Source organism: Bacillus pumilus (genome assembly GCF_003431975.1).
In the GTDB taxonomy this organism is placed as follows: domain Bacteria; phylum Bacillota; class Bacilli; order Bacillales; family Bacillaceae; genus Bacillus; species Bacillus pumilus_N.
Map to the genome: position 1 here is coordinate 343904 of NZ_CP027116.1, position 25084 is coordinate 368987.

A 25084-nucleotide genomic window follows, 5' to 3' on the forward strand; every position below is an offset into this window, starting at 1 on the left:
TAAGACATAAAAGATATGACATGAATAGTTAAAACCTATGAGGTGATGAAAGTGGATATACGAATGATGGAATATGTCATGGAAGTGTACCGGCAGCAAAGTTTTACAAAAGCAGCGGACCAACTTCATATTGCACAGCCTTCTTTAAGCCAACAAATTAAGAAGCTGGAAGAGGAATTAGACACACCCCTATTTATTCGAAAACATGGCCAAGTAACGCCTACACCTCAAGGGAGTCGATTCATTAAAAGGGCTGAGAACATTTTGAAGGAAAGAGATGATTTACTGCGTGAAATGGGAGAAGCTGCTTATGAGGTGGGGAAAGAGCTGAACATTGGAGCGCCGGCCGTCACAGGGGGATATGTACTGCCCGAATTATTGAAAACCTTTTGTCAAACGTATCCTCATGTTCACGTGCAGCTGATAGAAGAATCACCTCGTGAGCTGGAAAAACTTCTATTGGCTGGCAAACTGGATTTGGCTATTTTATCTATGCCTGTCGAGCATGAATCATTGAAAACGAAACAAATGCTGACAGAGCCGCTTCTTCTCGCAGTTCCGCAAACTGCTCAGCCGTGGTTAACAGATGAATTGAATGAAATCATCAATCAAGCAGATCAGAAAGGGCCTGTTCCGTTTCGCTTACTAGAAGACGCCTCATTTATTATGCTGAAAGAGGGATATGGCTTTCGGCAAGTGGTCACGGAACTATGTCTTCATCATGGTTTTCATCCGAAGATTACCTTTGAAACAAGTCATATTCAAACAGCACAGGCATTGGTCAAAAATGGATTAGGTGTGACAGTTGTGCCGAAAATGGTGGCGCAAGAGGATAGGAACGAAGTCACCTATTTGAAAATTGATTCACGCCCAACTCGCACTCTTGTGTTTGCATATGTGGAAGAAAGGTATTTAACGAAAGCCGCTCAGGCCCTAATGTACCTGTACCAGAATCAAGGGATAACTTAAACAAACGTTTAATTAAATGCAAAAAGCAGGGGAGTACCCTGCTTTCTAATAAATATCCAGACGCTGATCCGTCATCACAGGAATCTGCTGTCTCACTTCATCCACTAGCTGAAGATCAATTTCTACATAATAAATGTCTTCTTCATGGTTTGTTTCGAGTAAAATACGGCCGAGTGGATCAATGACCATGGAGTGTCCAGGGAATTCTGTGTCCCTGCTTGTGCCTGTTCTGTTAACTGCAAGCATAAATGATTGATTCTCAATCGCTCTTGCGATGAGCAGGCTGCGCCAATGATCCACTCTTGCTGACGGCCATTGGGCGGTATTGACGAGCACTTTCGCCCCTTTGTTGACAAGTGCTCTGGAAAGCTGCGGGAAGCGAAGGTCGTAGCAAATCATTGCGCCGATCTTTACATCCGCTTCATAGTCAAATAAACCAAGCTGATCACCAGCAGTTAAATAATTGTGTTCATCCATTAAGCGGAATAAATGAATTTTATCATAATCCACTAAAAGCACACCTTGGCGGTTAAAGACATACATTGTGTTGGTGATGTTTTCATCTTCCGTCCGCTTGTTCAATACACTTCCTGCAATGAGAACTACTTGGTGTTTGCGGGCAAATGAAGAGAAAAGCTGTTTTGTGCGTTCACCGTTTATATCCGCAAGCTGCTCGGCTTGTTCAAGGGCGTAACCAGTATTCCACATTTCGGGTAAAATGATCAGATCAGGCTGTTCGCGGATGGCTTCTTCTAAAAACGCTTCTGCTTTTTGAAAGTTTACATCAGGTTCTCCAATTTGTACGTCCATTTGGACGAGGGCGATTTTCATACAAGTTCCTCCTTTATTCAATGGTGTACATGGAACATCCATGAATGGATTTATCGATTGATTTTGCTTGAGAACATCTAGTGTTCAAGCCAGTTTCTTTATCATAAAGGTTTCCATCATCTTTGCCAACAGAAATGTCAGAAGGTTTTGTCTTTAATAGTGAAAATGACTTTTTAAGTCAAGAAAACAGTGATAAGATACACATAACTAATAAAACTAAGGGGGATAGTGGGATATGCAATTGTACGATTTACCAATAGAGGAGCTAAAAACATATAAACCAAAGAAAACAGCACGTCCTGATTTCTCAGACTTTTGGAAGGTATCGCTCGAAGAACTGCGCCAAGTAGAGGCAAAAACAGCGCTTGAACCTTATAACTATCCAGTAAAAGGCGTCAAGGTGTACCGTCTGACGTATCAAAGCTTTGATCATTCTCGTATTGAAGGCTGGTATGCGGTACCAGATCAAATCGGTCCGCATCCAGCACTCGTTCGCTTTCATGGCTATAATGCCAGCTATGACGGCGGTGTTCACGACATCGTCAACTGGGCACTGCATGGCTATGCGACATTCGGTATGCTCGTTCGCGGTCAAGGCGGCAGTGAAGATAAGACAGTGACAACAGGCGCGCAGGCATTGGGATGGATGACAAAAGGCGTTTTATCGAAGGAGACCTACTATTATCGAGGTGTTTATTTAGATGCGGTTCGTGCACTCGACGTGATTCAGTCCTTCCCAGAAGTGGATGAACACCGTATCGGCGTGATAGGCGGTAGCCAGGGAGGAGCACTAGCGGTTGCAGCGGCAGCACTTTCAGACATTCCGAAGGTCGTCGTGGCAGATTATCCGTATTTATCAAACTTCGAACGTGCAGTCGATGTGGCATTGGAGCAGCCTTATTTAGAAATCAATTCATACTTTCGAAGAAACAGTGATCCAGAATTAGAAGAAAAGGTATTTGAGACATTAAGCTATTTTGATTTGATCAATTTAGCCGGATGGGTGAAACAGCCCACATTGATGGCAATCGGTCTGATCGACCAAATCACTCCGCCCTCAACTGTATTTGCGGTATACAATCATTTAGAAACAGATAAAGATTTAAAGGTGTATCGCTACTTTGGACACGAGTACATCCCGGCTTTTCAAACAGAGAAGCTTGCCTTCTTACAAAAGCATTTAAAGATTTAAAAGAACAAAGAGGCCGCTCTAGGAGGGCCTCTTTTTTAATAACTTGTATTCTGTCTCGTTTTTTCATCAGGCACTAATGCGGTGATAATGAGAGCAAGGGCAGTAATGATATGAAGAATAAAGCCGAGAATCGGAATCCAGGCAAGGCATGATGTAACAATTCCGATGATACTTCCAATCATTGGTCCTTGGTCTCGCTTCGATAAGACGAGTGTGATAATATGCAGAATAAGCATGACCATGAGCGGTGAATAGCCATTGCTGATGACAAATAATCCTCCAATCACAGGGATGGCGAGGCAGGCTTCAAAAATCCCAGTGATCCATTTCATGATGCGAGCTATAGACATCAGATCCAACTCCTTTTTCATATATGTCTTATTCGTATTTTCCCAAAACGTGAAGAAGTCATGCAGAATTCTATAGAAAGAGTTGATGGACGCTTGAGAGAGAGAATTAAGGAAGAACTGAAAATCATCGAAGAAACGTATGACGTAAAGATTTGCCTTGCCGTTGAATCAGGCAGCAGAGCATGGGGATTTCCATCGACTGATAGTGATTATGATGTTCGTTTTTTATACGTTCCCCGGAAAGAATGGTATTGGGCGATGGAAGAGCATCGGGATGTCATTGAACGGCCGATTGATGACGTGCTTGATATTAGCGGCTGGGAGCTTAGAAAGGCACTGCGCTTATTCAACAAATCAAATCCATCCATCATGGAATGGCTGTCTTCAGACATTATCTATGCTGAATCTTTTTCTTTGGCAAAGCAGCTAAGAGAATTGAAGGATCGAGCGTTTTATCCTGCAGCGTTGATGTACCATTATATAAATATGGCGAAGCGGAATGAGAGCCACCATTTGCGAGGAGAGAAGGTGCGAATTAAGAAGTATTTCTATGTGCTTCGCCCGCTGCTTGCCTGCCAGTGGATTGAACGCTACCGAACAGTTCCACCGATGGACTTTCATGAACTGCTAAAGGAGCTAGTGGAGGAAGGTCCGCTTTTAACAGAAATTCATGAACTGCTCAAACGAAAAATGGACGGAGAAGAAATGGATGTAGAAAATCGTCTCGCCTATGTTCATCCATTCATCGACAAAGAACTGTTGCGTTTTGATGAATTGGTGAAAAGCTACAATCAGCCGAAAGATAATCTCATGCAAGAATTAAATGAGCTTTTGCAGTCTACCCTTGATGAGGTGTGGGCGTAGGAGGGAAGAGCCAGCCGGATATCGGCAGGCTCTTTTTTATCTCTTATTGTGATAAAACCACAAAAAAAGTCAGAATTTTTGTCATCTTCAAATATTGTAGCGGACAGCTTATGAGCCTTACAATAAAGACATAGCTTACAAAGAGTGGGAGGTGCCCTTTATGGAGTCGGTCACAAGAAATTTTTTCTTGTTTTTGTCAAAGAGCAGTCTCTTGAACCATATTGCTCGTAATTGGGGAAGTGCTGTTGCATCTAAGAAAATCATCGGTGGGAAGGATTTTGAGAGCGCTATCCCTGTCATCAAACGATTAAATGATCAAGGAATGGCTGTGACAGTTGACCACCTTGGTGAGTTTGTCACAAAGGCAGAGATTGCAAATGAGCGGACGAATGAGTGTATTCAAACCATTCAGCAAATTGCAGAGGCGGGACTCAATTCTCACGTGTCTCTCAAAATGACATCACTCGGCCTTGATATTGACGATGACCTTGTGTATAGCAATATGAAACGTATTTTAGATACGGCGGAAAAACACCGCATTATGGTGACAATCGATATGGAGGATGAACAGCGCTGTCAAAAAACGCTGGACATTTTTAAAGAGATGAAATCTCAATATGAGTATGTCAGTACGGTCCTGCAGGCGTATTTGTACAGAACAGAAAAGGATCTTGATGACCTAAATGAATTGCAGCCATTTTTAAGACTTGTAAAGGGTGCCTATAAGGAATCCGCCGAAGTGGCGTATCCAAACAAAAAAGACGTTGATCAGAATTACAAGAAGCTGATCGAAAAGCAATTACTCACAGGGAACTATACAGCCATTGCGACACATGACGATCAAATGATCGAGTTCACAAAAAATATTGTGAAAAAACACAATATACCGACAAGTCAGTTCGAATTTCAAATGCTGTATGGCATGAGATCAGAAACGCAGCAGGCACTTGTGAAAGAAGGCTATCAAATGAGGGTCTATACTCCGTATGGACGAGAGTGGTATGGCTACTACATGAGACGTCTTGCAGAACGGCCGGCAAACATTGCCTTTGCTCTAAAAGGGATGACGAGAAAATAATTTGAAACGGGAGCGTGACAAAGATGACAACACCTTACAAACATGAACCATTCACGGATTTTAGCCAGGAAGAAAACCGAAAAGCGTTTGAACAAGCATTAGCAAAGGTAACAGAATCACTTGGTCAAACCTATCCACTTGTGATTAATGGGGAAAGAATTGAAACGAAAGACCAGATTGTCTCGATCAATCCAGCGAAAAAGGATGAAGTCGTTGGAACCGTATCAAAAGCCGGGAAGGAAGAGGCAGAGCAAGCGGTTCAAGCTGCGGCACAAGCATTCGAAACTTGGCGCTACACGTCTCCAGAAGAAAGAGCCAGCGTATTATTCCGTGCTGCGGCAGGTATTCGCCGTAAAAAGCATGAGTATTCAGCCCTTCTTGTCAAAGAAGCAGGTAAGCCTTGGAACGAAGCAGATGCAGATACAGCAGAAGCGATTGATTTCCTTGAATATTATGCTCGTCAAATGCTGGAGCTGGCGAAAGGCAAACCAGTGAACAGCCGCGAAGGAGAGCGCAATCAATACGTATACACACCAACTGGCGTGACGCTCGTGATTCCGCCGTGGAACTTCTTGTTTGCCATTATGGCAGGAACAACAGTAGCACCAATCGTTACAGGGAATACAGTTGTCTTAAAACCTGCAAGTGCAACACCTGTGATTGCGGCACGTTTTGTGGAGGAGCTTGAGCAAGCAGGTCTTCCAAAAGGTGTGGTGAACTTTGTCCCAGGAAGCGGAGCAGAGGTTGGAGATTACTTAGTAGATCATCCGAAAACAAGCCTAATTACATTCACTGGTTCAAGAGAAGTAGGGACACGTATCTTTGAACGCGCGGCAAAAGTACAGCCGGGTCAGCAGCATTTAAAGCGTGTCATTGCTGAAATGGGTGGTAAAGATACAGTGGTTGTAGATGAGGATGCAGACGTCGAATTAGCGGCTAACGCCATTTTCACATCAGCCTTCGGTTTTTCAGGTCAGAAGTGTTCAGCCGGATCTCGAGCTGTCGTTCACGAGAAGGTGTATGACCAAGTGGTCGAGCGAGTAAAGGAAATCACAGAAACAAAAACAACAGCGAATCCACTTTCTGCTGATGTCTACATGGGACCTGTCATTGATCAAGCGTCCTTTAACAAGATCACAGATTATATCGAGGTTGGCAAGCAGGAGGGCCGCTTAGTGACTGGTGGAACGAGTGATGATTCGGAAGGATACTTCATTCACCCAACCATTTTTGCAGATCTTGAGCCAACATCTCGCTTGATGCAAGAAGAAATCTTCGGACCTGTCTTGGCATTCTCGAAAGTGTCTAGCTTTGATGAAGCACTTGAAGTAGCCAACAACACGGAATATGGTTTGACAGGTGCTGTCATTACTAACAATCGTGATCACATCAACCGTGCGAAGCAAGAGTTCCATGTGGGAAATCTCTACTTTAACCGTAACTGCACAGGAGCGATCGTGGGATACCACCCATTCGGTGGATTTAAAATGTCAGGAACCGATTCAAAAGCAGGCGGTCCAGATTACCTAGCTCTACACATGCAGGCGAAAACGATTAGTGAAATGTTTTAAGTTGGAAAAGCATGAACTTGTTCACACGGGTTCATGCTTTTTTTGCTTGTCTACGACTTGTTTCCATGCAAATCTGTCCGGAAAGAAGTATGATAAATGTATCACTTAATCAGGGAGCAATCGGGATGGAAGAGATATTAGAAAAGCTTCATACATTTTTTGATGGCGATAAGTTAATTGCATTTATTAGCGGGTATTTAAAAAAACCAGTCATTTTAGAAAGCACAGAGTGTCAGCTCCTTGCTTATAATTCTTACAGCATTCAGCAGTTTGACCCAGTCAATCAGCAAACGATTTTCTCAAAAGAATGTCCAGGGTCTGTGGTCGATTGGTTAAAGAAAACAGGGGTCATTAAGCGTCTGCACACGGAGTCAAAGCCATTTTATGTGAGCGGTCATGATGAGCTCGGATTTAATCGCCGGGTGGCTGTGAGCGCTAAGCATAAACAAGAGGTTGTGGGCTTTATTTGGGTGCAGGACATTGAGGATTCCCTCTCTCAGGAGGAGCTGCAATTTTTGCACGAAGCTTCCTTTCAAGTAGGAAAAGTGATTTATAAGAATAAGAAACAGCTGGAGAGAAAAGAAGGCAAAATTGAAGAATTCTTCAAAAAGGTGATGGATGATCATTTTTATACAGAAGAAGAACTGAAGTGGGAGGCTGAGAATTTAAGCATCCCGCTGCCAGCGGTATTTACTGTCATGGTCGTACACGCTGCCGATAACAAAAGTGAGACGGCAGAAGATGTGAAGGATGTCATTCGGACGTATTTGCAGCTAGAGGATAAGGTGAATCATGTGTACTCCGTTCAAGCCGACATTGTCGTGATATTGGGCAGCTTGTCAGACCGGCATTCACCGAAAGCAACAGCTGCTGACGTTATCGCTCATCTGCAATCAAAAGCGCATGCCCATCCTTCTCCATTGTATATCGGGATGGGAAGAGAGTATCGAGATGTCATGAAAATGAGTACAAGTCGATTCGAAGCGATAGAGGTCGTGAAGGCTGTGAAAATAGTGGGGGGACAAGAGCTGATTCCATATGATTACGAGAATCTAGGGGTCTTTCGGTTCTTGGATTCGATTTACAGCCATCAAAAAAAGAAAAATGACTTCAATCCAGATTTGTTACGTTTGAAGGAAAAAGATCGTGAAAGCCAAACCTCTTTTTTAAAAACGCTTGAAGTCTACTTATTAAACAACTGCAAGCTAAAACCAGCTGCAGAGCAGTTGTTTATTCATCAAAATACATTAAACTATCGAATGAAACAAATTTTTGATATGACCTCAATTGATTTAAGCCATTTTAGTCAGCGATGTGAGTTATTTATTGAATTGATGCTGATGAAAAAAGATCAATAGTCATCGAATCCGCAGGTGCCCGGGATCACCTGCGGATTTTCATATGAAAATGGCATACAATTGCTGTATTTCGTTGTATGATAGATAAGGATTTTATGAGAAGAATGAAAGGGGTGCCACCTTTGGGATCAGTCACCTTGGCTATTTTGATTTTCATCATGACCCTCGTCCTTGTCATTTGGCAGCCAGGACGTTTAACCATTGGATGGTCCGCATGTGGAGGAGCCCTTTTTGCGCTTGCCTTTGGTGTCGTTCATTTGGGCGATGTGTGGGAAGTGACGCAGATTGTATGGAATGCGACCTTTGCGTTTATTGGTATTATTATCATTTCGTTAATTTTAGATGAAATTGGGTTTTTTGAATGGGCTGCACTGCATATGGCAAAAGCCGCAAGAGGGAACGGTGTGCGCATGTTTATTTATTTAACATTGCTCGGCGCTGTCGTGGCTGCTTTTTTTGCGAATGATGGAGCGGCACTGATTTTGACTCCAATTGTCTTGTCTGTGGTGAGAGCGTTAAAACTGGATGAGCGGATGATCCTGCCATTTGTGATGGCAAGCGGCTTTATTGCAGATACAACCTCCTTGCCATTTGTCATTAGTAACTTGGTCAATATCGTATCAGCCGACTATTTTCATATTGGTTTTCTAGAATATACAGCAAACATGTTCGTACCAAACCTTGTGTCGCTTGGAGCGAGCATGCTAGTGCTTTATGTGTTTTACCGAAAATTGATCCCTAAAACTTACGATCTGTCACAAGCGAAGGAGCCGGCATCGGCTATTCGAGATATCCGCATGTTTCGCTTGTCGTGGTATGTGCTCGGCTGTCTGCTAGTCGGTTATTTTGCAGGAGAACTCATTGGGGTTCCGGTGTCTATCATTGTAGGCGGTATTGCCCTTGCCTTCTTGTGGCTAGCGAGAAGAAGTCCACAAGTAGTGACAAAGCGCGTCATAAAAGAAGCACCGTGGTCCATTGTCTTTTTCTCAATCGGTATGTATGTCGTTGTCTATGGACTGAAGAATGTCGGTCTCACAGAAATATTGGCGGCATGGATCGAACAAGGAGCATCGCATGGCTTGCTTACCGGAACGATGTTTATGGGTGTGCTTGCGGCAGTGCTGTCCTCTGTCATGAACAATCTGCCTACCGTGTTAATTGATGCGATTGCGATCGGGCATACAGATACAGCAGGCGTCATGAGAGACGGATTGATTTATGCCAATGTCATCGGCTCCAACCTTGGTCCGAAAATGACCCCAATCGGCTCATTGGCAACATTGCTGTGGCTTCATGTTCTCAAGAAAAAGGGCGTCCATATTTCTTGGGGTGCATACATGAAAGCCGGAATCATCCTGACCATCCCAACCTTGATCCTTACTTTACTGGGGTTATATGCGTGGTTATGGCTGATACATTAAAGGTGAATCTATAAAAAGAGCAGATCTATTGATCGGCTCTTTTTTGTTACAGATATTTCGCATAGTGTTTTTCTAAAAAGTCTTGAAGCAATGAAACCACGCTGCAAATGCCCCAGTAAATGAGTGCGACCAAAATATACATAGTCATATAATCGAATTCGCGCCCGCCTACGATCTTTGCTTGCTGGAAAAGCTCAGGTACCGTAATCATCGCAGCCAGTGAGGAGGCTTTGATTAAATCGAGCATGACATTGGTCAAAGGCGGGAGTGCGATACGGACGGATTGAGGCAAAATGACACCGCGCATCGTTTGCCAATAGCTGAGACCTAGTGATTTGGCAGCTTCCACCTGTCCACTTGGAACAGAGGAAAGGGCTGCTCGGTTGATTTCTGCAATATAGGCAGCGCTATTGAAGCTGAATCCAATAATGGCAGCAGTGACCGCTGTAAACTCAATCCCGATATAAGGGAATCCAAAATAAAGAATAAACAAAATGACCAGAATGGGGACGCCTCGCATGAATGAGATATACAGCCGTGCAGGCAGCCGAAGAATCCACGTATTCGCCATTCGGGCAAGCGCGATAAAAAAGCCAAGAATCGTACCAAAAAACATGCTCACAAAGGAAATGAGCAGCGTCAGCCAGATGCCTTTCATGACAAACGGAAATGACGCCTTTGCCAGTGCAGGATTAAATATATATTCTAAATGAATATCTCCCACGATTCCGGCTCCTTATTTAGAAATGTCGACATCTTCGACATCAGCATCAATTTTCTTTGAGACGTCTGCATGATTGAAGAATTTCTCAGAAATCTTTTTCATTGTTCCGTCTTTTTTCATGTCTTTTAATACACGATTTAATTCTTTTTGAAGCTCTGTGTTGTCTTTTTTCATCACAAAACCTTGTTCATTCGGCATGTATTTTAAGTCAGGGTGGATCGTAATATTTAATTTAGGAAATGCAGCAAGAGCCAGTGTCTGCAAGTAATAATCATTTAGAATGACATCTGTACGACCGTTTGCGACATCTTTTAAATATTGCTCGTTTGTTGCATTATCATAAATGACTTCCTTCGCACCGTACTTACGAGCGACATCCATGTAAATTGTTGTGGCAGCACCAGCTGCTTTCTTTCCTTTTAAATCTTTTAACGTCTTAATGCCAGACAAATCATCTTTCCGTACGATCGCCGTTCCATAGGAATATTTATAAGGCGTTGAAAAGGCGAACTTATCTTTTCTGTCATCTGTGATGTCGATGTCGTTTGCAGCGGCATCCACTTGTCCAGAATTAATGGCGCTCAGCATGCCATCATAGCCCATTTCTTTAAATTCTACTTTCACATCAAGGCGTTTAAACGCTTCTTTAACTACTTCCACTTCATATCCAGTCAATTGATCTTTGCCATTAGATGTATCATGATACGACGTTGGATAAAGGGTGCCTGAAGTAGCAACCACGATTTTTCCTTTCTTTTGAATCTCATCCCACTTGGAATCTCCAGACTGAGAAGAGCCTGATTGACTGCAAGCAGCCATGACAAGGATGAGAGCAGATACAACAAGCATCATCCAAATCGGTTTTCTATGATAAAAACGACTCATTTAAGAATCCTCCTCTATTTTTTATACAAAACAAAACATAGCACGCTTTTTCTGTTAGGACAACGTTTTCAGAAGAAAAGCGAAAAAGTAAGAATATTATGTGCAATTTACGCGGCGAAATATTGTATAAAAAAGGAAGGTGTGTGCAAAATAAGTGCGAAAAAGGAGGGAACAACAATGATGAAAAAAATAAGTGGCTTGATCATATTATCGATCGTGCTGCTCTCGGGTTTTCATATGGAAACAGTTCATGGAGAAACACCCCAAATGGAAAAGCGTCCAGTAACGCATCAAGTAAAATTAACGACAGAACAACAAAAACAAATTGAAATGCTTGAGCAGCAAATTCTTTCTAAACGAAAAGAAGTCATTGAGAAATACGTCCAATATGGTGTATTAACAAAGGAACAAGGTACACACATCACAAAAAGAATGGATGAACATTACAATCACTTGAAAAATAACGGATTTGTTCCATTGTTGAAAAAACCACAGCACCATTGACCATCATGATGAAACCGGCAGCGAGGTGCCGGTTTTTTTATGTGTTTATGACTCTTTTGAGAAAGTGAGACTTTCACCATCTTGAGGGACAGAAATAGTTTGATCTGCATGGTGCTCTTGAATGTAAGCTTCTAAAGAAGGCCTTGTTAACAAGCAATGATTTACTGCTTCAAGATGACAAGCGACAATTTGTGCTTGTGGCTGAGCACGGTGAACGTCTAAAATATCTTTCTTCGTCATCGTAATTGGATCGCCTTCTAAAAATTGAGCAGCTCCGCTATTGACCACAATGACATCTGGCTTGAATGTATGGACAACCTCTCTCGGTTCATCACACCAAATGGTATCACCTGCAATGTAAAGGGTAGGCTCATCAGGGTGGGAGAAAACAAAACCGCTGACTTGCCCCATCTGCTTCGCAATGTCTCCTGTCCCATGTTGTCCGCCTGTACGCTGAATATGAACACCGCGAATGTCTATTTCATCTTCAATACATGTGACATGCTGGAAGCCAGCTTCTTCAACTTCTTTTCGGTCCTTCTCCGATTGCGTATAAATGGGCTGGTCTTGAGCTAATTTCTGTTTTGCCGCATCATCAAAGTGATCCACGTGCAAATGTGTGAGTAAAACAGCATCTGGGTGAAGCATGCTGTCTAAATCAATGTTCACAGGCAGATCAACAATAGGGTTGTTCAAATGTTGATTGGCTGTGTGAGGAAACGGTGGATATGTTCCTTTTGCTGCCAAAAAGGGATCAATGAAGAAAGTTACCTGACCATAGTCAAGGTATAAAGTTGCATTTCGAATGAGCGTGATTTTCATGAAAAGGCCTCCTTTTTTTCTGATTAAGTTTACAGTATATTAAAAGAGTTCTATGTGACAGAGGGGAATGAAAGTCTTTCAGCAGAAGGACTTGATTTTTGAAAGAGGTGAGCCAATGTTAGACCAAACCGATTTGGATATATTAAAAGAGCTCTCAAAAAACAGTCGATTAACCATGAAAGCGTTAGGTGAAAAAGTTCATTTAACGGGTCAAGCTGTTGCAAATCGTGTCTTAAAGCTAGAAGAAGAAGGTGTGATTGAAGCATATACCATTTCGATTGACTGGGCGACTCAAAAGACGATCCAAACATTTATGCAGCTCTATACCCGCAGTCATCATCATGAACCACTTCTAACGTTTCTCAACCAAAAGGACGAGATCAAGAACTTGTTTAAAATAAGTGGAGAGGGCTGCTATATGGCGGAATGCCATTTCTCCAGTCACGATGAACTGGATCAGTTTTTAACGGAGCTGACAAATTACGCAAATTATAAACTGTCTATTGCGGTTAAACGTCTCATTCATCAGTAATACAAGAGACGCAGGAGGAAAGGGAACAATGCAAAAATTAATCAAAAATCAAGCTGAACCGATGACAAAGGACAGAATTAAAGCAGACTTGGTTCAACTTGGTGTGAAAAAAGGTATGATGTTATGTGTTCACTCATCCTTATCATCTATCGGCTGGGTAAACGGAGGCGCTGTTGCCCTTATACAAGCATTGATGGAAACCATAACAGAGGAGGGGACGCTGATCATGCCGGCACAAACGTTAGAGCTTTCTGATCCCGCTGATTGGATTGATCCGCCTGTTCCTTTTTCATGGTGGCAATCGATCAAAGAGACGATGCCTGCATTTGATCCAGCATACTCGACGCCAACAGCGATGGGAAAGGTAGCTGAAACGTTTTGGAAATACCCAGGCGTGGCGAGAAGCAATCATCCCCATTTTTCATTCACGGCCTGGGGGAAAAGGAAACATGAGGTGCTAAATCACCACGCACTTCCTTTTGGATTAGGAGAACATTCACCTCTAGCCCGCATGTATGATTTTCAGGCTCATGTGCTGGTGATTGGTACGTCATTTGAGAGCCTGACCGCTTTCCATCTGGCTGAATACCGTATCCCTCAGCAGGACCTCATGACAAGAGGAGCGCCCATCTTAGAAAATGGATGGAGGGTATGGAAAGAGTACCAAGATATTATCACAAGAGAAGAACTATTTGATCAAATTGGGCGTGACTTTCTGCAATCAGGAGGCACTCATCATCATGGTCAAATCGGGCTTGCGAGTTCATATTTATTGCCAGTGAGAGAATCGGTAGACTTTGCAGAAAAGTGGCTTGATTTGTACGATCAATTGTGATCTACACCGTTTGGAAATGGATATGATAAAGGTCTTCATCAGGCTGCTGTGAAGTATAGCAGGTGAGCTGATAGTCTCCCTTTGGAATAGGGAAAGACAGCACCTGAGCCATGACACTTGTGATATAAACTTGATCACTTGCATGTGTAAAAGGTACTGTGACTGTTCTGTCAGCCGAGGCTGGAGGGATATCGTTATTTAAAGTTACAGTAACAGAGGCTTTTCCGTTGTTGACCCCTTCAAAGGACACACCCTGATCTCCCATGGCGAACCCTTGAAGAATGTCATCATCTGACCAGTCAATCACAGGAGGTGTTTTGCTGCCCGTGTATACGGTGATTTGGTGATAGGAGATAGATAGGGAATAGGCTTGGTTTAAGTTATTCATTTAAAAAACTCCTTTATACATAGATTTTCGTTGGAAGGTGAATGATTGAAAGAATGATTCTTGAAGAGAATGTTAGGCAGCAAGACGATTGTCGCCGTCTTGCGCTTCTATTTGAGGGATCTAGATGTGAAATTGCGAAACCATTGCTTTTAAATCTCCTGCTAAATGGGCAAGAGCTTCTGATGAAGCTGTTACTTCTTCCATTGCTGCAAATTGTTCTTCTGTTAAACCGGCTACTTGCTGTGAATGTTCACTCGTTAGTTTAACGCCTTCTGTGATAGAGGCAAAAGACTGTTTCGCATCGTTTGTATAAGCTGCGATTTTTTGTGATGCACTCGATAAATGTTTAATGCCGTCTGCCATTTCTCTCATTGACTGCTGGATATCAATAAATGATTCTTCTGTATGAGAAATAAGTACAGCCCCTTGAGCCGCTTCCTCTTTCACTCGTTTAATAGCACTCGTCGAATGAGTCATCTCTTTTTGTATTTCAGAAATGAGATGAGAAATCATATTTGATGATGCTTGGGATTCTTCAGCGAGCTTTCTCACCTCGTCTGCGACAACGGCAAAACCTTTCCCGTGCTCGCCTGCTCGTGCTGCTTCAATTGCTGCGTTAAGAGCAAGCAGGTTTGTCTGGTTAGCGATGTCTGTAATGACTTTGGAAATATGATCGATTTCAGCTGAACGTGTTTCTAATGCCTGAATGGCAGTGCCATTTTCCTCTATTGACCTTGCAATAGATGTCATTTGTGAATTTACTTCACCAATATTTTGGACACCTTTTTGAGCCATTTCTTGTGCAAATTGACTTCTTGAAGTCATTTGCCCCGCATTTTCAGTAATGTTTGTCAGCTCGTTAGATACTTGAATCATCGTGTGCTCACTTATTGTCATTTGAGCTGATTGTTCTTCTGATGATTGAGCTACTTCTTGAATACTGTGGGTAATTTTTTCTGATGCTGCACTTGTTTCTTCAGCACTAGCTGACAGCTGTTCAGATGAGGTGGCCACTAATTCAGATGTGTTCACGACATTGAGAATGGTTTGATTTAATTTTTCTCGCATCTTATTGAAATGATCAGCCAAATCAGACAGTTCATCACCTGCCGTATCCGTTACATTGATGGTTAGATTTCCTTCACCTGCATTCTTGATAGCAGAAGCCATATGCTTGAGACGGGTCTGAATTCGCTTTGTGAAAATAGAAATAATGATAACTGCAACGATTAAGCTTAACAACAGAACAATAATAAATTGAATGTAGAATGACTGAAGCATTTGTGAAATCATGCTTTGGTTGGCGCCAGTATAGAAAATCCCGATCGTTTCACCTGCATCATTTTTGATTGGCATATAAGCCGTTTGATAGTCTTGCCCAGCGACATTTGCTGTGCCGTAATAATTTTCACCTTTATCTAATACAGTAGCCTTCACTTCAGGCGAGACTTGTGTACCCACAGCTCGTTTTCCATTTAACATGACATTCGTTGCGACACGGGTATTCCCTTGGAATATTGTGATGGTATCATCGGTATATTCAGCTAAATGGTCAATCAATGTATCATAATCATTGATTTTGGTATCCCCTTTGTAAAGCTTGCCATCTTTTATCTGCCATGAGCCTGCCACTTTTTCATCTAGGTAGGCATAGCCTAGTTTTAAATCACCTTTTGCTTTTTCAGTGGCCATGTGCTTGATGTTTTCTGTCATTTCGCGATTCACCACATAACCAACAACTGCTGAGAAGATGATGAGGACACTTAAAAAGATCAGCAAAATTTTGGCACCAAGCCTTAGTCTTCCCCTTTTTCTTCATGCTTTCTGACTCCTTTAGGTATAAAGAAGGGTATCCCTCCTTAAGGATTATCGGCATGAAAAAATTGTTTAAAATACCTGCGTGCAGTTACGTGAACATTTTTTTAAGATAGAAAAGGGGAATGCGCTAATCGATGATAAATTGAATTTTTGTACCATCAGGGTCATCTGATAATTGATGACTAACCCAAGAGCCGGCTCCTCTGTTATCTGAAGGGCTAATATATTTGACAGAAGCTCCTGTTCCTCCTTCTTTACACATCGCCATCGGCCACTCATCTCGGTCATACCCGCGCTTTGTTGGGATGCCGCGTAGTGATTGATCTCTCTGCTCATCGCTGTGTTTACGGTCAATTGTACAAACGGATGAATGACCTTCATCAATTGCCTCTTCTATGTGCTTTGCAGTTTCGGGGTAACGATCTGATGGAAAGTGAATGGTTTTGTCATAAGATGAATTCGCACTCTCTTGTTTATTTTGCTCCAGCTGAATATAGCCTGTCGCTACACCAACGACAATCAATAAAAGCAAAAGAATGATTTTAAGAAGTTTCATAGATGCTAGCTCTCTTTCTTGTTTGCGTATTTTGTAAACAGAAGTATAGCAGAATTACTTACCAATTTCTCCTGGTTTTGAAAAAACGCCTTTTAAAGTTCGAAAAACGGTTTTTAACCGCTTTCTTGCTCTCCATATTTGTAAAAATTCATAAAAATTTTAATTTCGCTGTTCATAAACCGTTTATGCTTCATCAAAAGGGCTTTATTACTGCCTTTTGGGCTAATTTCAAGAATTTAACACACAGAAATTTTAAAAAAATAAAATTGACTAGACCGATATGCTTTAATAATATGGAGTCAAATATCAAAAAATGTCGTATTTTATCAAAATATGATTCCATTTACATTGCAGGAGGGAAGTACAAATGGCGGATGTCTCTTATCGGCTTGGAATAGACATAGGTGGAACATTTACTGATTTATCGCTGATGAACGAAGCAACAGGGGCCCTGACTGAACTCAAAACACCCACAGTGACAGACGACCCAGCCCAGGGAATTATCAATGGGCTAAACCTTCTAAAAGATAAAGGTGTTGATTTATCCAACATCAAATATCTCGTACACGGTATGACAATCGGTCTTAATACTTTATTGCAGCGAAAAGGAGCAGATTTAGCCCTTTTTGTGACGGAAGGCTTTCAAGATATATTGTCACTACAACGTTTACGGTTACCCATTCCTTATGACTTCAATTCTCGTTTGCCAGAACCATTGATACCACGAAAACATGTTTATCCAATCTCTGAAAGATTGATACACGATGGTACGATCAAAAAACCTCTCCATCTGCAGCAATTAGATCATGCTGTCCAGCAGGTCATATCTAAAAATCTAGCAGGTATTGTCATTTCATTTTTACATAGTTATCAAAATCCAGTTCATGAATTACAGGCAAAAGCCTATATCAATCACCATTATCCACAATTAGAAGTTCTTACTTCATCAGAATTATGGCCACAAATGAGAGAATACGAGCGTACTGTGATGTCTGTTGTTAATTTGTACATTCAACCAAAGGTTAAACAATATTTACAAACATTGAAAAGCCGTTTGAAAGGAGAAGGTGTACCAATTTCTCCATACATTACACAATCAAATGGTGGTTTAATGGATGCAGAAAGTGCAGCAACTTCACCTGTTAAAACACTTTTTTCTGGTCCGGCAGCTGGTGTCATTGGTGCTGTAAGAATCGCAGCCTCTGCAAATGAGTCCAATCTGATCACGTTTGATGTGGGGGGACGAGTGCAGATATCTCAATTATTCAAAATGGCCAGCCAACAATGGCTCAATCGAATCAGCTTTCAGGTTTTCCTATCATTCTTCCATCTGTTGCGATGTATTCAATAGGAGCGGGCGGAGGGTCTGTCGCATGGATTGATCAGGGCGGGCTTCTCAAAGCAGGGCCAGAATCAGTTGGCTCGCAGCCGGGACCAGCTGCGTATGGTCAGGGGAAAAAAGCCGCCTTAACGGATGCGTTCCTCATATGCGGTTATCTCAATCAAGAGCGCTTTGCCGGGGGACACTTACAATTACAGATGTCTGCGGCGGAAAAGGCTTTTCAGCCAATTGCTGATCAGCTGAACAAAACGATCGAAGAGGCAGCTGACCAGATGATTCAAGTAGCTGTCGCCAATATGTACACAGAACTAAGCAATGTCATGGAGCAGCAAGGGTTTGACCCAAGAGATTTTAGTTTGCTGGCGTTTGGCGGAGCAGGGCCGGTTGTAGCAAATTTCCTTGCACGAGAAATTCATGCAAAAAATGTGGTTGTTCCTCCAAGTCCTGGAACTTTGTGCGCATTAGGTGCTCTCACAGCCGATTTTATTCATGATGCGGTGCTGTCGAAGAAAATATGTTTACAAGACTATTCGATCGATCAACTAAAACAAGATTATGAGCTGCTTTCACGAAAAGCGACAGATTGGTTTAGCCAGCAGAACATTCAGCATATGAAACAGACATCCATTTTACTATTGGCAGACGCACGCTATCAAGGACAGGCATTTGAGATTGAATTACCATTATCGGCTGAATGGCTGAAGCAAGAGCAAGATATCCAACATCTCATTGAAGCCTTTCACAAATTGCATCAGCGTCAATATGGCCATAGGGATGATCAGGCAAAAATCGAGTTTACTCATTTACGAGTTCGAGTCATAGGCGAGACGCCCCCGCTGCCATTCTCAACTGTTCGTGAAAGCAGCGGACAGCCTTTGAAGCCGCATGAATACAGGCGAATCTTTATAGAAGAAAAAGAATACGAAGCATCTGTTTATTACAGAGATTCACTGTCAGTGGGTTCTGTCATTAATGGGCCTGCCATCATTGAGCAGGATGATACGACAACATTGATCTTGCCAAAATGGGCAGGCAGCATTGATCCATCAGGGAACTTGGTGATTTCAAGGGAGGCGGCTTTACATGAGAACTGATCCAGCAAAACTTGAGATGATGCGCAGTTATTTTAATGCCATAGCATCAGGCATGGGGCATGTCATTGAGCGGACATCTTTTACGACCTTTGTCAAAGAATCAGCTGACTTTGCGACAGCGTTAGCCACGCCTTCTGGAGATTTTTTTGTTTATCCGAAGACAGTGGGTGTGACGATCTTTTTAGGGCTGAGTCTTAAAAAAGCGATTGAAGAGAGCGGATCGATGCAGCCAGGAGATATTATCATAACGAATGACCCTTATACGACAGATGGTTTAGCGACTCACTTGCCGGATGTTCATATCATTAAGCCGATTTTCGTAGATGATGAAATTGTCAGCTATGCTTGGTCTTTTGTTCATGTGAGTGATGTGGGTGGACTTGTACCCTCAAGTATTTCACCGACAGCGACCGATGTCCATCAAGAAGGATTAAGAATCCCGCCAGTGAAAATTTATGAAGGCGGAAAAGAGAATCAGGTCGTTCGTACCTTTTTAAGAGCCAACAGCCGAGCTAGTCATTTAAATGATGGGGATATCAATGCGATGATAGCTGCAGTAAATACGGCAGAAATTCGGTTAAAAGAAATGATCGTGAAATTTGGAAAAAACGAAGTAAAACAAGGAATGATCGATCTGCTGAAGCAAGCCGAGGATCGTGCAGGAAAGGTCATTGAAGTCATTCCAGATGGAACAAGTGAATTCGCTGATTATTTAGATGATGATATGATCTCTCGTGTGCCGATCCGATTGAAAATCAAGTTAACGGTCAAAGGAAAGCGGCTGACGCTTGATTTTTCTGAGTGTGATCCACAAGTGAAAACAGCTTTTAACCTTGTTACCAACGGTCAGAAACATTCCTTTCTGTATCAAGGGTTGATTAATTACATCATAAGTAAAGATCCTTTTATACCGATTAATGGCGGAATAACGTATCCAATTGATGTGATTTCACCTAAAGGGACGCTAGTGCATCCAGAATACCCAGCGTCCGTTGGTATTAGGCATTCGATTACGATGAGGCTGTATAATGTCGTGCTAGGCGCCATTGGTCAGCTGTTGCCTGAAGCAGTGCCGGCAGCAGGTGCAGGCCAATCAGCAATTGTTGTTCTCTCTGTTCCTGATGATCAAACAGGTGGCAGGAAAATGTCTGTGGTCGAACCATTAGGTGGAGGCGGCGGTGCTCAAAATGGAACTGATGGAGTGGATGGCATCGATCATTCCTCTGGATTTTTGAAGAATACACCCATTGAGAGCTTAGAACAGCATATTGATATTCATGTTCATCGATATGAGCTTTTGCCGAACACAGGCGGGGCAGGGGAAAACAGAGGCGGACATGCGATTTGCTTGGAATTTGAAATGATTAAGCCTGAATCCATGGTCACCGCACGAGGGATGGAACGGATGAAGTTTCAGCCTTGGGGTCTAATGGGCGGCCGAGCAGGAGCAGTTGGTGAGGTTAAGCTGATCACAGCAAAAGGTGAAAAACAAGACCAGCCGAAAATAGATGTTTTGCGTCTTGAAAAAGGTGATATTGTGCAATTGATATCACCAAGTGGAGGCGGCTGGGGAAATCCATTTGCGAGAAAGAAAGAAAAAGTTCTACAGGAAGTAGAATCAGGTATATTAAGTGAAGAAAGAGCGCTGCAGCAATATGGCGTTAAAGTGTATGTAGACCAAAATGTATGGAAGATTGATGAGGAGCAAACGAGTAAGTTTCGTGAAAAGGCTGATGACCCTGATAATATGGTGTGGGACTTCGGAGAACAAAGAGTAGCTTATGAGAAAGTATGGACGGATGAAGCCAGCAGTGAGCTTGCCGTGCAGCTACGTTCCTATCCAGCAAATGAACGGTCCCATTATAAACATGAAGTTCATCAATATTTCAGTCATAGAAACGAGCCGTTAACAAAGAAAGATATCATTCAAGCACTTCGTCATATGGATGGACAAAAAGGGGGAAATGAATCATGAAAAGAAGATTAATCACTATTTTTGCAGGTGTTCTGTCAATGATTCTACTGCTATCAGCTTGCGGTGGGAATGGACAGGATCAAGGTAAACAGCAGCAGACTGTGATCGTTGGCGTATACGGAGGCGATTGGGAAAAGAATATCAAACCGATTCTTGAAAAGTTTGAAAAAGATACTGGAATGAAAGTCCAAACCGTCTCTGGTGCGGATTCTGAATGGTTTACGAAATTAAAAGCGTCAAATGGTAAAAATCCTCCGTATGACCTGCTTATTTTACAGCCTGATACGATTCAAAGAGGCATTGCAGCAAACGTTCTTGCACCTATCGATGAAGAGCAAGCACCGAATGTCAAAAAACTTTACCGCTCTGTTCAAAAGAAGCTCACTGTTGATGGGAAACAATATGCAGCAGGCTTTAGCATGGGTCAGCTTGGAATTGCTTATAGAAAAGACCTGGTAAAGCAGGAACCAAACAGCTGGACTGACCTATGGGGCAGTCAGCTAAAAGGAAAAGTGGCCATTTCATCTCCGACCTATTCAGCCGGTTTGCAATTTTTCTCTGCGCTTGTCCATGCTCAAGGGGGGACAGAATCAAACCCTAAGGATATTGATAAAGCCTTTAAAAGCCTTTCGCAATTAAAAGGGCATGTAGCTGCTTTTCCAGATAATCCAGGGTCTATTCAAACCTTGTTAGAACGTGGTGATGTCGCAGCAGTTCCTTATTGGGATGGACGAGTATTCGCACTTGAAGAAGAAGGAATGGATATTGGTTTCTCATATCCGAAAGAAGGCGCTGTTGCAGCAGTTGCGAGCTGGGCTTTAACGAAGGGAAGTCAGCATGAAGAAGCGGCTTACAAACTATTAAACTATTTAAGTGGAAAAGAAGCTCAGGAAGCTTTCTCGGAAAAATCTTATTATGGTATGTCGAATTCTGATGTGAAATACGGTGACAAGATTAAGGGGAAGGTCAAGGTTGGAGAGAATTATTATAGCAAGCTGACTTGGGTAGATTACGAAACAGCGACTTCGGAGCTGGGCAATTGGACAAATCGATGGAATGAAGTATTAGGCGGAGGAAAATAGGTGATCGTATGAGTGGAATCCATTTAGAACATATCAGCCAGCATTTCGGCGAGCAGATTGCTCTTAACGATGTCAGTCTTACGGTGAATGAGGGGGAGTTTTTTTCCCTTCTTGGTCCTAGCGGCTGCGGAAAATCAACGTTATTAAACATCATTGGCGGTTTTTTAGAACCAACAAAAGGTGTCGTCTATATTGGTGATCAGGATGTGACGACTTTACCGCCTTATCATAGAAAAACGGGCATGGTCTTTCAAAGCTATGCACTTTTCCCGCATCTGACCGTATTTGATAATGTGGCGTACGGATTAAAGGTTCAAAAGAAGAAGAAGGCAGACGTTAAAGAGAGAGTAATGGAATGTTTGTCTCTAGTACAATTAGAGGCTTTTGCGAAACGTATGCCTCATCAATTAAGTGGTGGTCAGCAGCAGCGAGTAGCGATTGCAAGGGCACTTGCGATTGAGCCGTCTGTTCTTCTTCTTGATGAACCGCTCAGTAACTTAGATGCAAAACTAAGAAAAAATATGCAGACGGAGCTTCGAAATATTCAAAGAAATGTTGGGATTACAACCATCCTCGTGACCCATGATCAAGAAGAAGCATTAAGTCTTTCTGATCGGATTGGGATTTTAGGTGAGGGAAGAATTCAGCAGATTGGGACGCCTTTAGAGGTGTATCGTCAGCCTAACAATCGATTTGTTGCTGAATTTATCGGACAGGTGAACCTATTTGAGGCAGTCTATGATGAAGCAGCAGCAGCGTTGACGGTTCCGCATTTAACCATGTCAAACAAGCAGCATGTTCAGTTAAAGACTACGGCATACCAAGAGAAAAAGGAGAAACATTTACTCATGCTGCGTCCTGAAAGAATCAACATATCTACTGAGCAGGCAGACATTCAGCCTAATCATGTATCAGGTGTGCTGGCAGATGTCAGTTATATTGGTCATTCATTACGTCTGGTGGTCGGTCTCGATAGCGGTGAATTGATTGTCCATGCTTCTGATGCCGCTTTTCCTGAGCTGCCGACAGTTGGAGAAACGATTCATATCAATTGGCAGCCTGAAGACATCGTTTTCTTAGATTCGAAGGTGCATATGTGATGCGCATCAAAAAAAAGAATCAGCCATTTCATTGGTTCATGCTGCTGCCGGCGTGTTTATTTCTTGTTGTATTTCTTCTAGCGCCACTTGTGATGATGTTCGTCCTCAGTTTTCGAGATGTTGATTCAATGATGAACACATTACAAACGTATAGCTTTTCTCAATATTTGCATGTGTTCACGACAGATGCGTATGTAAAGGCGATTGGAAGTACAGTGTGGGTGGCCTTGCAGACGACGGTGATTTGTTTGTTGATGGCATACCCCGCAGCATACGTGCTCGTCAAGGCACCACATCCGCGTCTGCGGGCATTTTTCTATATCTTACTTGTCTCACCGCTTTTGACAAGTGTTGTGATTCGGACGTTTGCATGGATTGTCCTTCTTTCGCAAAATGGTCTGATCAATGGCATGTTAATAGATTTACATGTGATTGAGAAGCCGCTCTCTATGCTGTGGAATATGAATGCGGTGATTATTGCTTATGTTCAGGTCATGCTGCCTTTTGCAGTGCTGCCTATTGCGACGAGCTTAACCGATATGGATCGTCATTTACGACCGGCCTCTATGAGTCTTGGAGCAGGACGTATTCGAACCTTCTTTCATGTGACCTTCCCACTGACCATTCCAGGTATGGTGACTGGGGCTATTATTGTCTTTTCGCTTGCGGCTGGGAGCTATATCACTCCACTGTTAGTCGGCGGAAGGATGCAGCCGCTGCTGCCGCTGTCTATTTATCAGCAGGTCATGCAGGTGTATAACTTGCCTCTTGCTGCAGCGATGTCCTTTACGTTATTGGTTTGTGTGCTTGTGGTGGTCAGTTTATTAAGCTATCTATTGAAGCGTTGGGAGGCGAGGATGCATGCGTAAGAAATCAGTAGGTGACCGCTTGCTTTCAATCCTGATTTGGACGACAGGTTCATTGGTTTATCTCTTTTTAACCATACCTGTTCTAGTCATCGTCCTATCTGCTTTTAGTCCAAATGCTTTTCCTGAATTTCCTCCGACCTCGTTCTCCATTCGTTGGTTTCAAGAGGTCGTGTCGAATCCAGAATGGATGGAATCTCTGCGTATCAGTGTGATTTTGCTATTCATCGTCACGCCGCTCACGGTTCTTTTAGGCACAATGGCTTCGTATGCTTTAGCAAGGCTTTCCTTTAAGGGAAAGGAGGCCATCCAAGCCTTCATTCTGTCACCTCTCATGATTCCTCAAGTGGTGTTAGGGATAGCTATGCTTTATTTGTTTACGGCGATGGGGTTTACTGGCTCTTTATGGGCGCTCGTCATTGGTCATGTCATTATTGGTTTTCCTTATGTGGTTCGAACTGTAGGTGTGAGTGTCTCGAATTTGGACCCGCGGCTTGAGCTTGCTTCAATGAATCTTGGCGCAGGGCCTATTCGCACCTTCTTTCGAGTGACGCTGCCTTTGATAAAGCCAGGCATTATTGCAGGCGGGGTGTTTTCAGCTGTGACGTCATTTGGGGAAATATCGATCAGTTTGTTCGTCTCCTCTCCCCAAACGATTACGATTCCTGTCAGGACGTTTAATTACATTGAGCAAACCTTTGATCCGAGTGTCAATGCGATATCTGTCATATTTATTATCATTTCTATCATTGCGTTGCTTATTATTGAGAAAACAATTGGCCTGTCTAAGGTGATGTAAATATAATGAAGAAACAAGGAAGCTGTCATTTCAAATGACAGCTTTTTTTGTGTTGTTTTTACGGTAAAAATTTTCAATTTTTTAGGGAATATAGTTCTTAAGATTTAATAAAATGTGTGGGATGAAAA

The 25084-nt window shown here is 42.6% G+C and carries 23 protein-coding genes and 1 pseudogene; 16 read left to right on the top strand and 8 right to left on the bottom strand.

Annotation, left to right across the window (positions count from 1 at the left end):
• Window positions 1–63: 63 nt before the first annotated feature.
• Window positions 64–969 (top strand): LysR family transcriptional regulator, encoded by a 906-nt coding sequence (locus C5695_RS01835; protein ID WP_117728630.1) that lies wholly within the window; start codon window positions 64–66, stop codon window positions 967–969.
• Window positions 970–1014: 45 nt separating this feature from the next.
• Here C5695_RS01835 and C5695_RS01840 read toward each other — a convergent pair whose 3' ends face one another.
• Window positions 1015–1800, bottom strand: a complete 786-nt coding sequence (locus C5695_RS01840) for a carbon-nitrogen family hydrolase (protein WP_117728632.1) — start codon at window positions 1798–1800, stop codon at window positions 1015–1017.
• A gap of 235 nt (window positions 1801–2035) precedes the next feature.
• Here C5695_RS01840 and C5695_RS01845 point away from each other — a divergent pair, with 235 nt between their 5' ends.
• On the top strand, window positions 2036–2992 hold the full coding sequence (locus C5695_RS01845; RefSeq protein ID WP_117728634.1) for an acetylxylan esterase: 957 nt from the start codon (window positions 2036–2038) through the stop codon (window positions 2990–2992).
• 35 nt (window positions 2993–3027) lie between these two features.
• Here C5695_RS01845 and C5695_RS01850 read toward each other — a convergent pair whose 3' ends face one another.
• Window positions 3028–3342: a hypothetical protein gene (locus C5695_RS01850; RefSeq protein WP_117728636.1), complete on the bottom strand. Its 315-nt coding sequence runs from the start codon at window positions 3340–3342 to the stop codon at window positions 3028–3030.
• A gap of 60 nt (window positions 3343–3402) precedes the next feature.
• Between C5695_RS01850 and C5695_RS01855 the strand changes: the two genes are divergently transcribed.
• The 5 genes from C5695_RS01855 (at window position 3403) to C5695_RS01875 (ending at window position 9634) form a co-directional block, all read left to right on the top strand.
• Entirely contained in the window at window positions 3403–4206 is an 804-nt protein-coding gene (locus C5695_RS01855) for a nucleotidyltransferase domain-containing protein (protein ID WP_117728638.1), read from the top strand.
• A 160-nt stretch (window positions 4207–4366) separates the two neighbouring features.
• Window positions 4367–5284: a proline dehydrogenase family protein gene (locus tag C5695_RS01860; RefSeq protein ID WP_117728640.1), complete on the top strand. Its 918-nt coding sequence runs from the start codon at window positions 4367–4369 to the stop codon at window positions 5282–5284.
• Window positions 5285–5307: 23 nt separating this feature from the next.
• Entirely contained in the window at window positions 5308–6855 is a 1548-nt protein-coding gene (gene pruA / locus C5695_RS01865) for an L-glutamate gamma-semialdehyde dehydrogenase (protein WP_117728643.1), read from the top strand.
• A 125-nt stretch (window positions 6856–6980) separates the two neighbouring features.
• Window positions 6981–8213, top strand: coding sequence for a PucR family transcriptional regulator (locus tag C5695_RS01870; RefSeq protein WP_117728645.1), 1233 nt, complete (start codon window positions 6981–6983; stop codon window positions 8211–8213).
• A gap of 122 nt (window positions 8214–8335) precedes the next feature.
• The gene (locus C5695_RS01875) at window positions 8336–9634 is read left to right on the top strand and encodes an arsenic transporter (RefSeq protein WP_117728648.1); all 1299 of its coding nucleotides are present in this window, start codon (window positions 8336–8338) and stop codon (window positions 9632–9634) included.
• Window positions 9635–9680: 46 nt separating this feature from the next.
• On the opposite strand, the gene C5695_RS01880 is transcribed toward C5695_RS01875, so the two are convergent.
• Window positions 9681–10358: an amino acid ABC transporter permease gene (locus tag C5695_RS01880; RefSeq protein ID WP_117728650.1), complete on the bottom strand. Its 678-nt coding sequence runs from the start codon at window positions 10356–10358 to the stop codon at window positions 9681–9683.
• A 12-nt stretch (window positions 10359–10370) separates the two neighbouring features.
• Window positions 10371–11243 (bottom strand): transporter substrate-binding domain-containing protein, encoded by an 873-nt coding sequence (locus tag C5695_RS01885; RefSeq protein ID WP_117728653.1) that lies wholly within the window; start codon window positions 11241–11243, stop codon window positions 10371–10373.
• A 180-nt stretch (window positions 11244–11423) separates the two neighbouring features.
• Between C5695_RS01885 and C5695_RS01890 the strand changes: the two genes are divergently transcribed.
• Window positions 11424–11747 (top strand): YckD family protein, encoded by a 324-nt coding sequence (locus tag C5695_RS01890; RefSeq protein WP_117732975.1) that lies wholly within the window; start codon window positions 11424–11426, stop codon window positions 11745–11747.
• A 45-nt stretch (window positions 11748–11792) separates the two neighbouring features.
• Here the strand turns inward: C5695_RS01890 and C5695_RS01895 are convergent, their stop codons facing one another.
• Window positions 11793–12569 carry an MBL fold metallo-hydrolase gene (locus tag C5695_RS01895; protein WP_117728655.1) on the bottom strand — a complete coding sequence of 259 codons (777 nt, stop codon included), beginning with the start codon at window positions 12567–12569 and terminating at the stop codon, window positions 11793–11795.
• 115 nt (window positions 12570–12684) lie between these two features.
• Here C5695_RS01895 and C5695_RS01900 point away from each other — a divergent pair, with 115 nt between their 5' ends.
• Window positions 12685–13101: an Lrp/AsnC family transcriptional regulator gene (locus C5695_RS01900; protein WP_187441372.1), complete on the top strand. Its 417-nt coding sequence runs from the start codon at window positions 12685–12687 to the stop codon at window positions 13099–13101.
• 28 nt (window positions 13102–13129) lie between these two features.
• Window positions 13130–13936, top strand: coding sequence for an AAC(3) family N-acetyltransferase (locus C5695_RS01905; protein ID WP_117728660.1), 807 nt, complete (start codon window positions 13130–13132; stop codon window positions 13934–13936).
• 1 nt (window position 13937) lies between these two features.
• Here C5695_RS01905 and C5695_RS01910 read toward each other — a convergent pair whose 3' ends face one another.
• The 3 genes from C5695_RS01910 to C5695_RS01920 all read right to left on the bottom strand — a co-directional run bounded on the left by C5695_RS01910 (window position 13938) and on the right by C5695_RS01920 (window position 16698).
• On the bottom strand, window positions 13938–14324 hold the full coding sequence (locus C5695_RS01910) for a competence protein ComJ (RefSeq protein WP_117728662.1): 387 nt from the start codon (window positions 14322–14324) through the stop codon (window positions 13938–13940).
• 120 nt (window positions 14325–14444) lie between these two features.
• Window positions 14445–16103 (bottom strand): methyl-accepting chemotaxis protein, encoded by a 1659-nt coding sequence (locus tag C5695_RS01915; protein ID WP_272866846.1) that lies wholly within the window; start codon window positions 16101–16103, stop codon window positions 14445–14447.
• Between the two features lie 166 nt (window positions 16104–16269).
• Window positions 16270–16698: a NucA/NucB deoxyribonuclease domain-containing protein gene (locus C5695_RS01920; RefSeq protein WP_117728666.1), complete on the bottom strand. Its 429-nt coding sequence runs from the start codon at window positions 16696–16698 to the stop codon at window positions 16270–16272.
• A 367-nt stretch (window positions 16699–17065) separates the two neighbouring features.
• Here C5695_RS01920 and C5695_RS01930 point away from each other — a divergent pair.
• The 6 genes and pseudogenes from C5695_RS01930 to C5695_RS01955 all read left to right on the top strand — a co-directional run bounded on the left by C5695_RS01930 (window position 17066) and on the right by C5695_RS01955 (window position 24956).
• Window positions 17066–19134 (top strand): annotated as a pseudogene (locus C5695_RS01930) (hydantoinase/oxoprolinase family protein).
• The gene (locus C5695_RS01935) at window positions 19124–21109 is read left to right on the top strand and encodes a hydantoinase B/oxoprolinase family protein (protein ID WP_117728670.1); all 1986 of its coding nucleotides are present in this window, start codon (window positions 19124–19126) and stop codon (window positions 21107–21109) included. The pseudogene C5695_RS01930 and the gene C5695_RS01935 overlap by 11 nt, the downstream one beginning before the upstream one ends.
• Window positions 21106–22191, top strand: a complete 1086-nt coding sequence (locus tag C5695_RS01940) for an ABC transporter substrate-binding protein (RefSeq protein ID WP_117728672.1) — start codon at window positions 21106–21108, stop codon at window positions 22189–22191. Before C5695_RS01935 ends, C5695_RS01940 begins: the two co-directional genes overlap by 4 nt.
• A gap of 8 nt (window positions 22192–22199) precedes the next feature.
• On the top strand, window positions 22200–23291 hold the full coding sequence (locus tag C5695_RS01945; RefSeq protein ID WP_117728674.1) for an ABC transporter ATP-binding protein: 1092 nt from the start codon (window positions 22200–22202) through the stop codon (window positions 23289–23291).
• On the top strand, window positions 23291–24160 hold the full coding sequence (locus C5695_RS01950) for an ABC transporter permease (RefSeq protein ID WP_117728676.1): 870 nt from the start codon (window positions 23291–23293) through the stop codon (window positions 24158–24160). Before C5695_RS01945 ends, C5695_RS01950 begins: the two co-directional genes overlap by 1 nt.
• Complete coding sequence (locus tag C5695_RS01955) at window positions 24153–24956, top strand: ABC transporter permease (protein ID WP_117728678.1); 804 nt, start codon at window positions 24153–24155, stop codon at window positions 24954–24956. The genes C5695_RS01950 and C5695_RS01955 overlap by 8 nt, the downstream gene beginning before the upstream one ends.
• The last annotated feature ends 128 nt before the right edge of the window (window positions 24957–25084 follow it).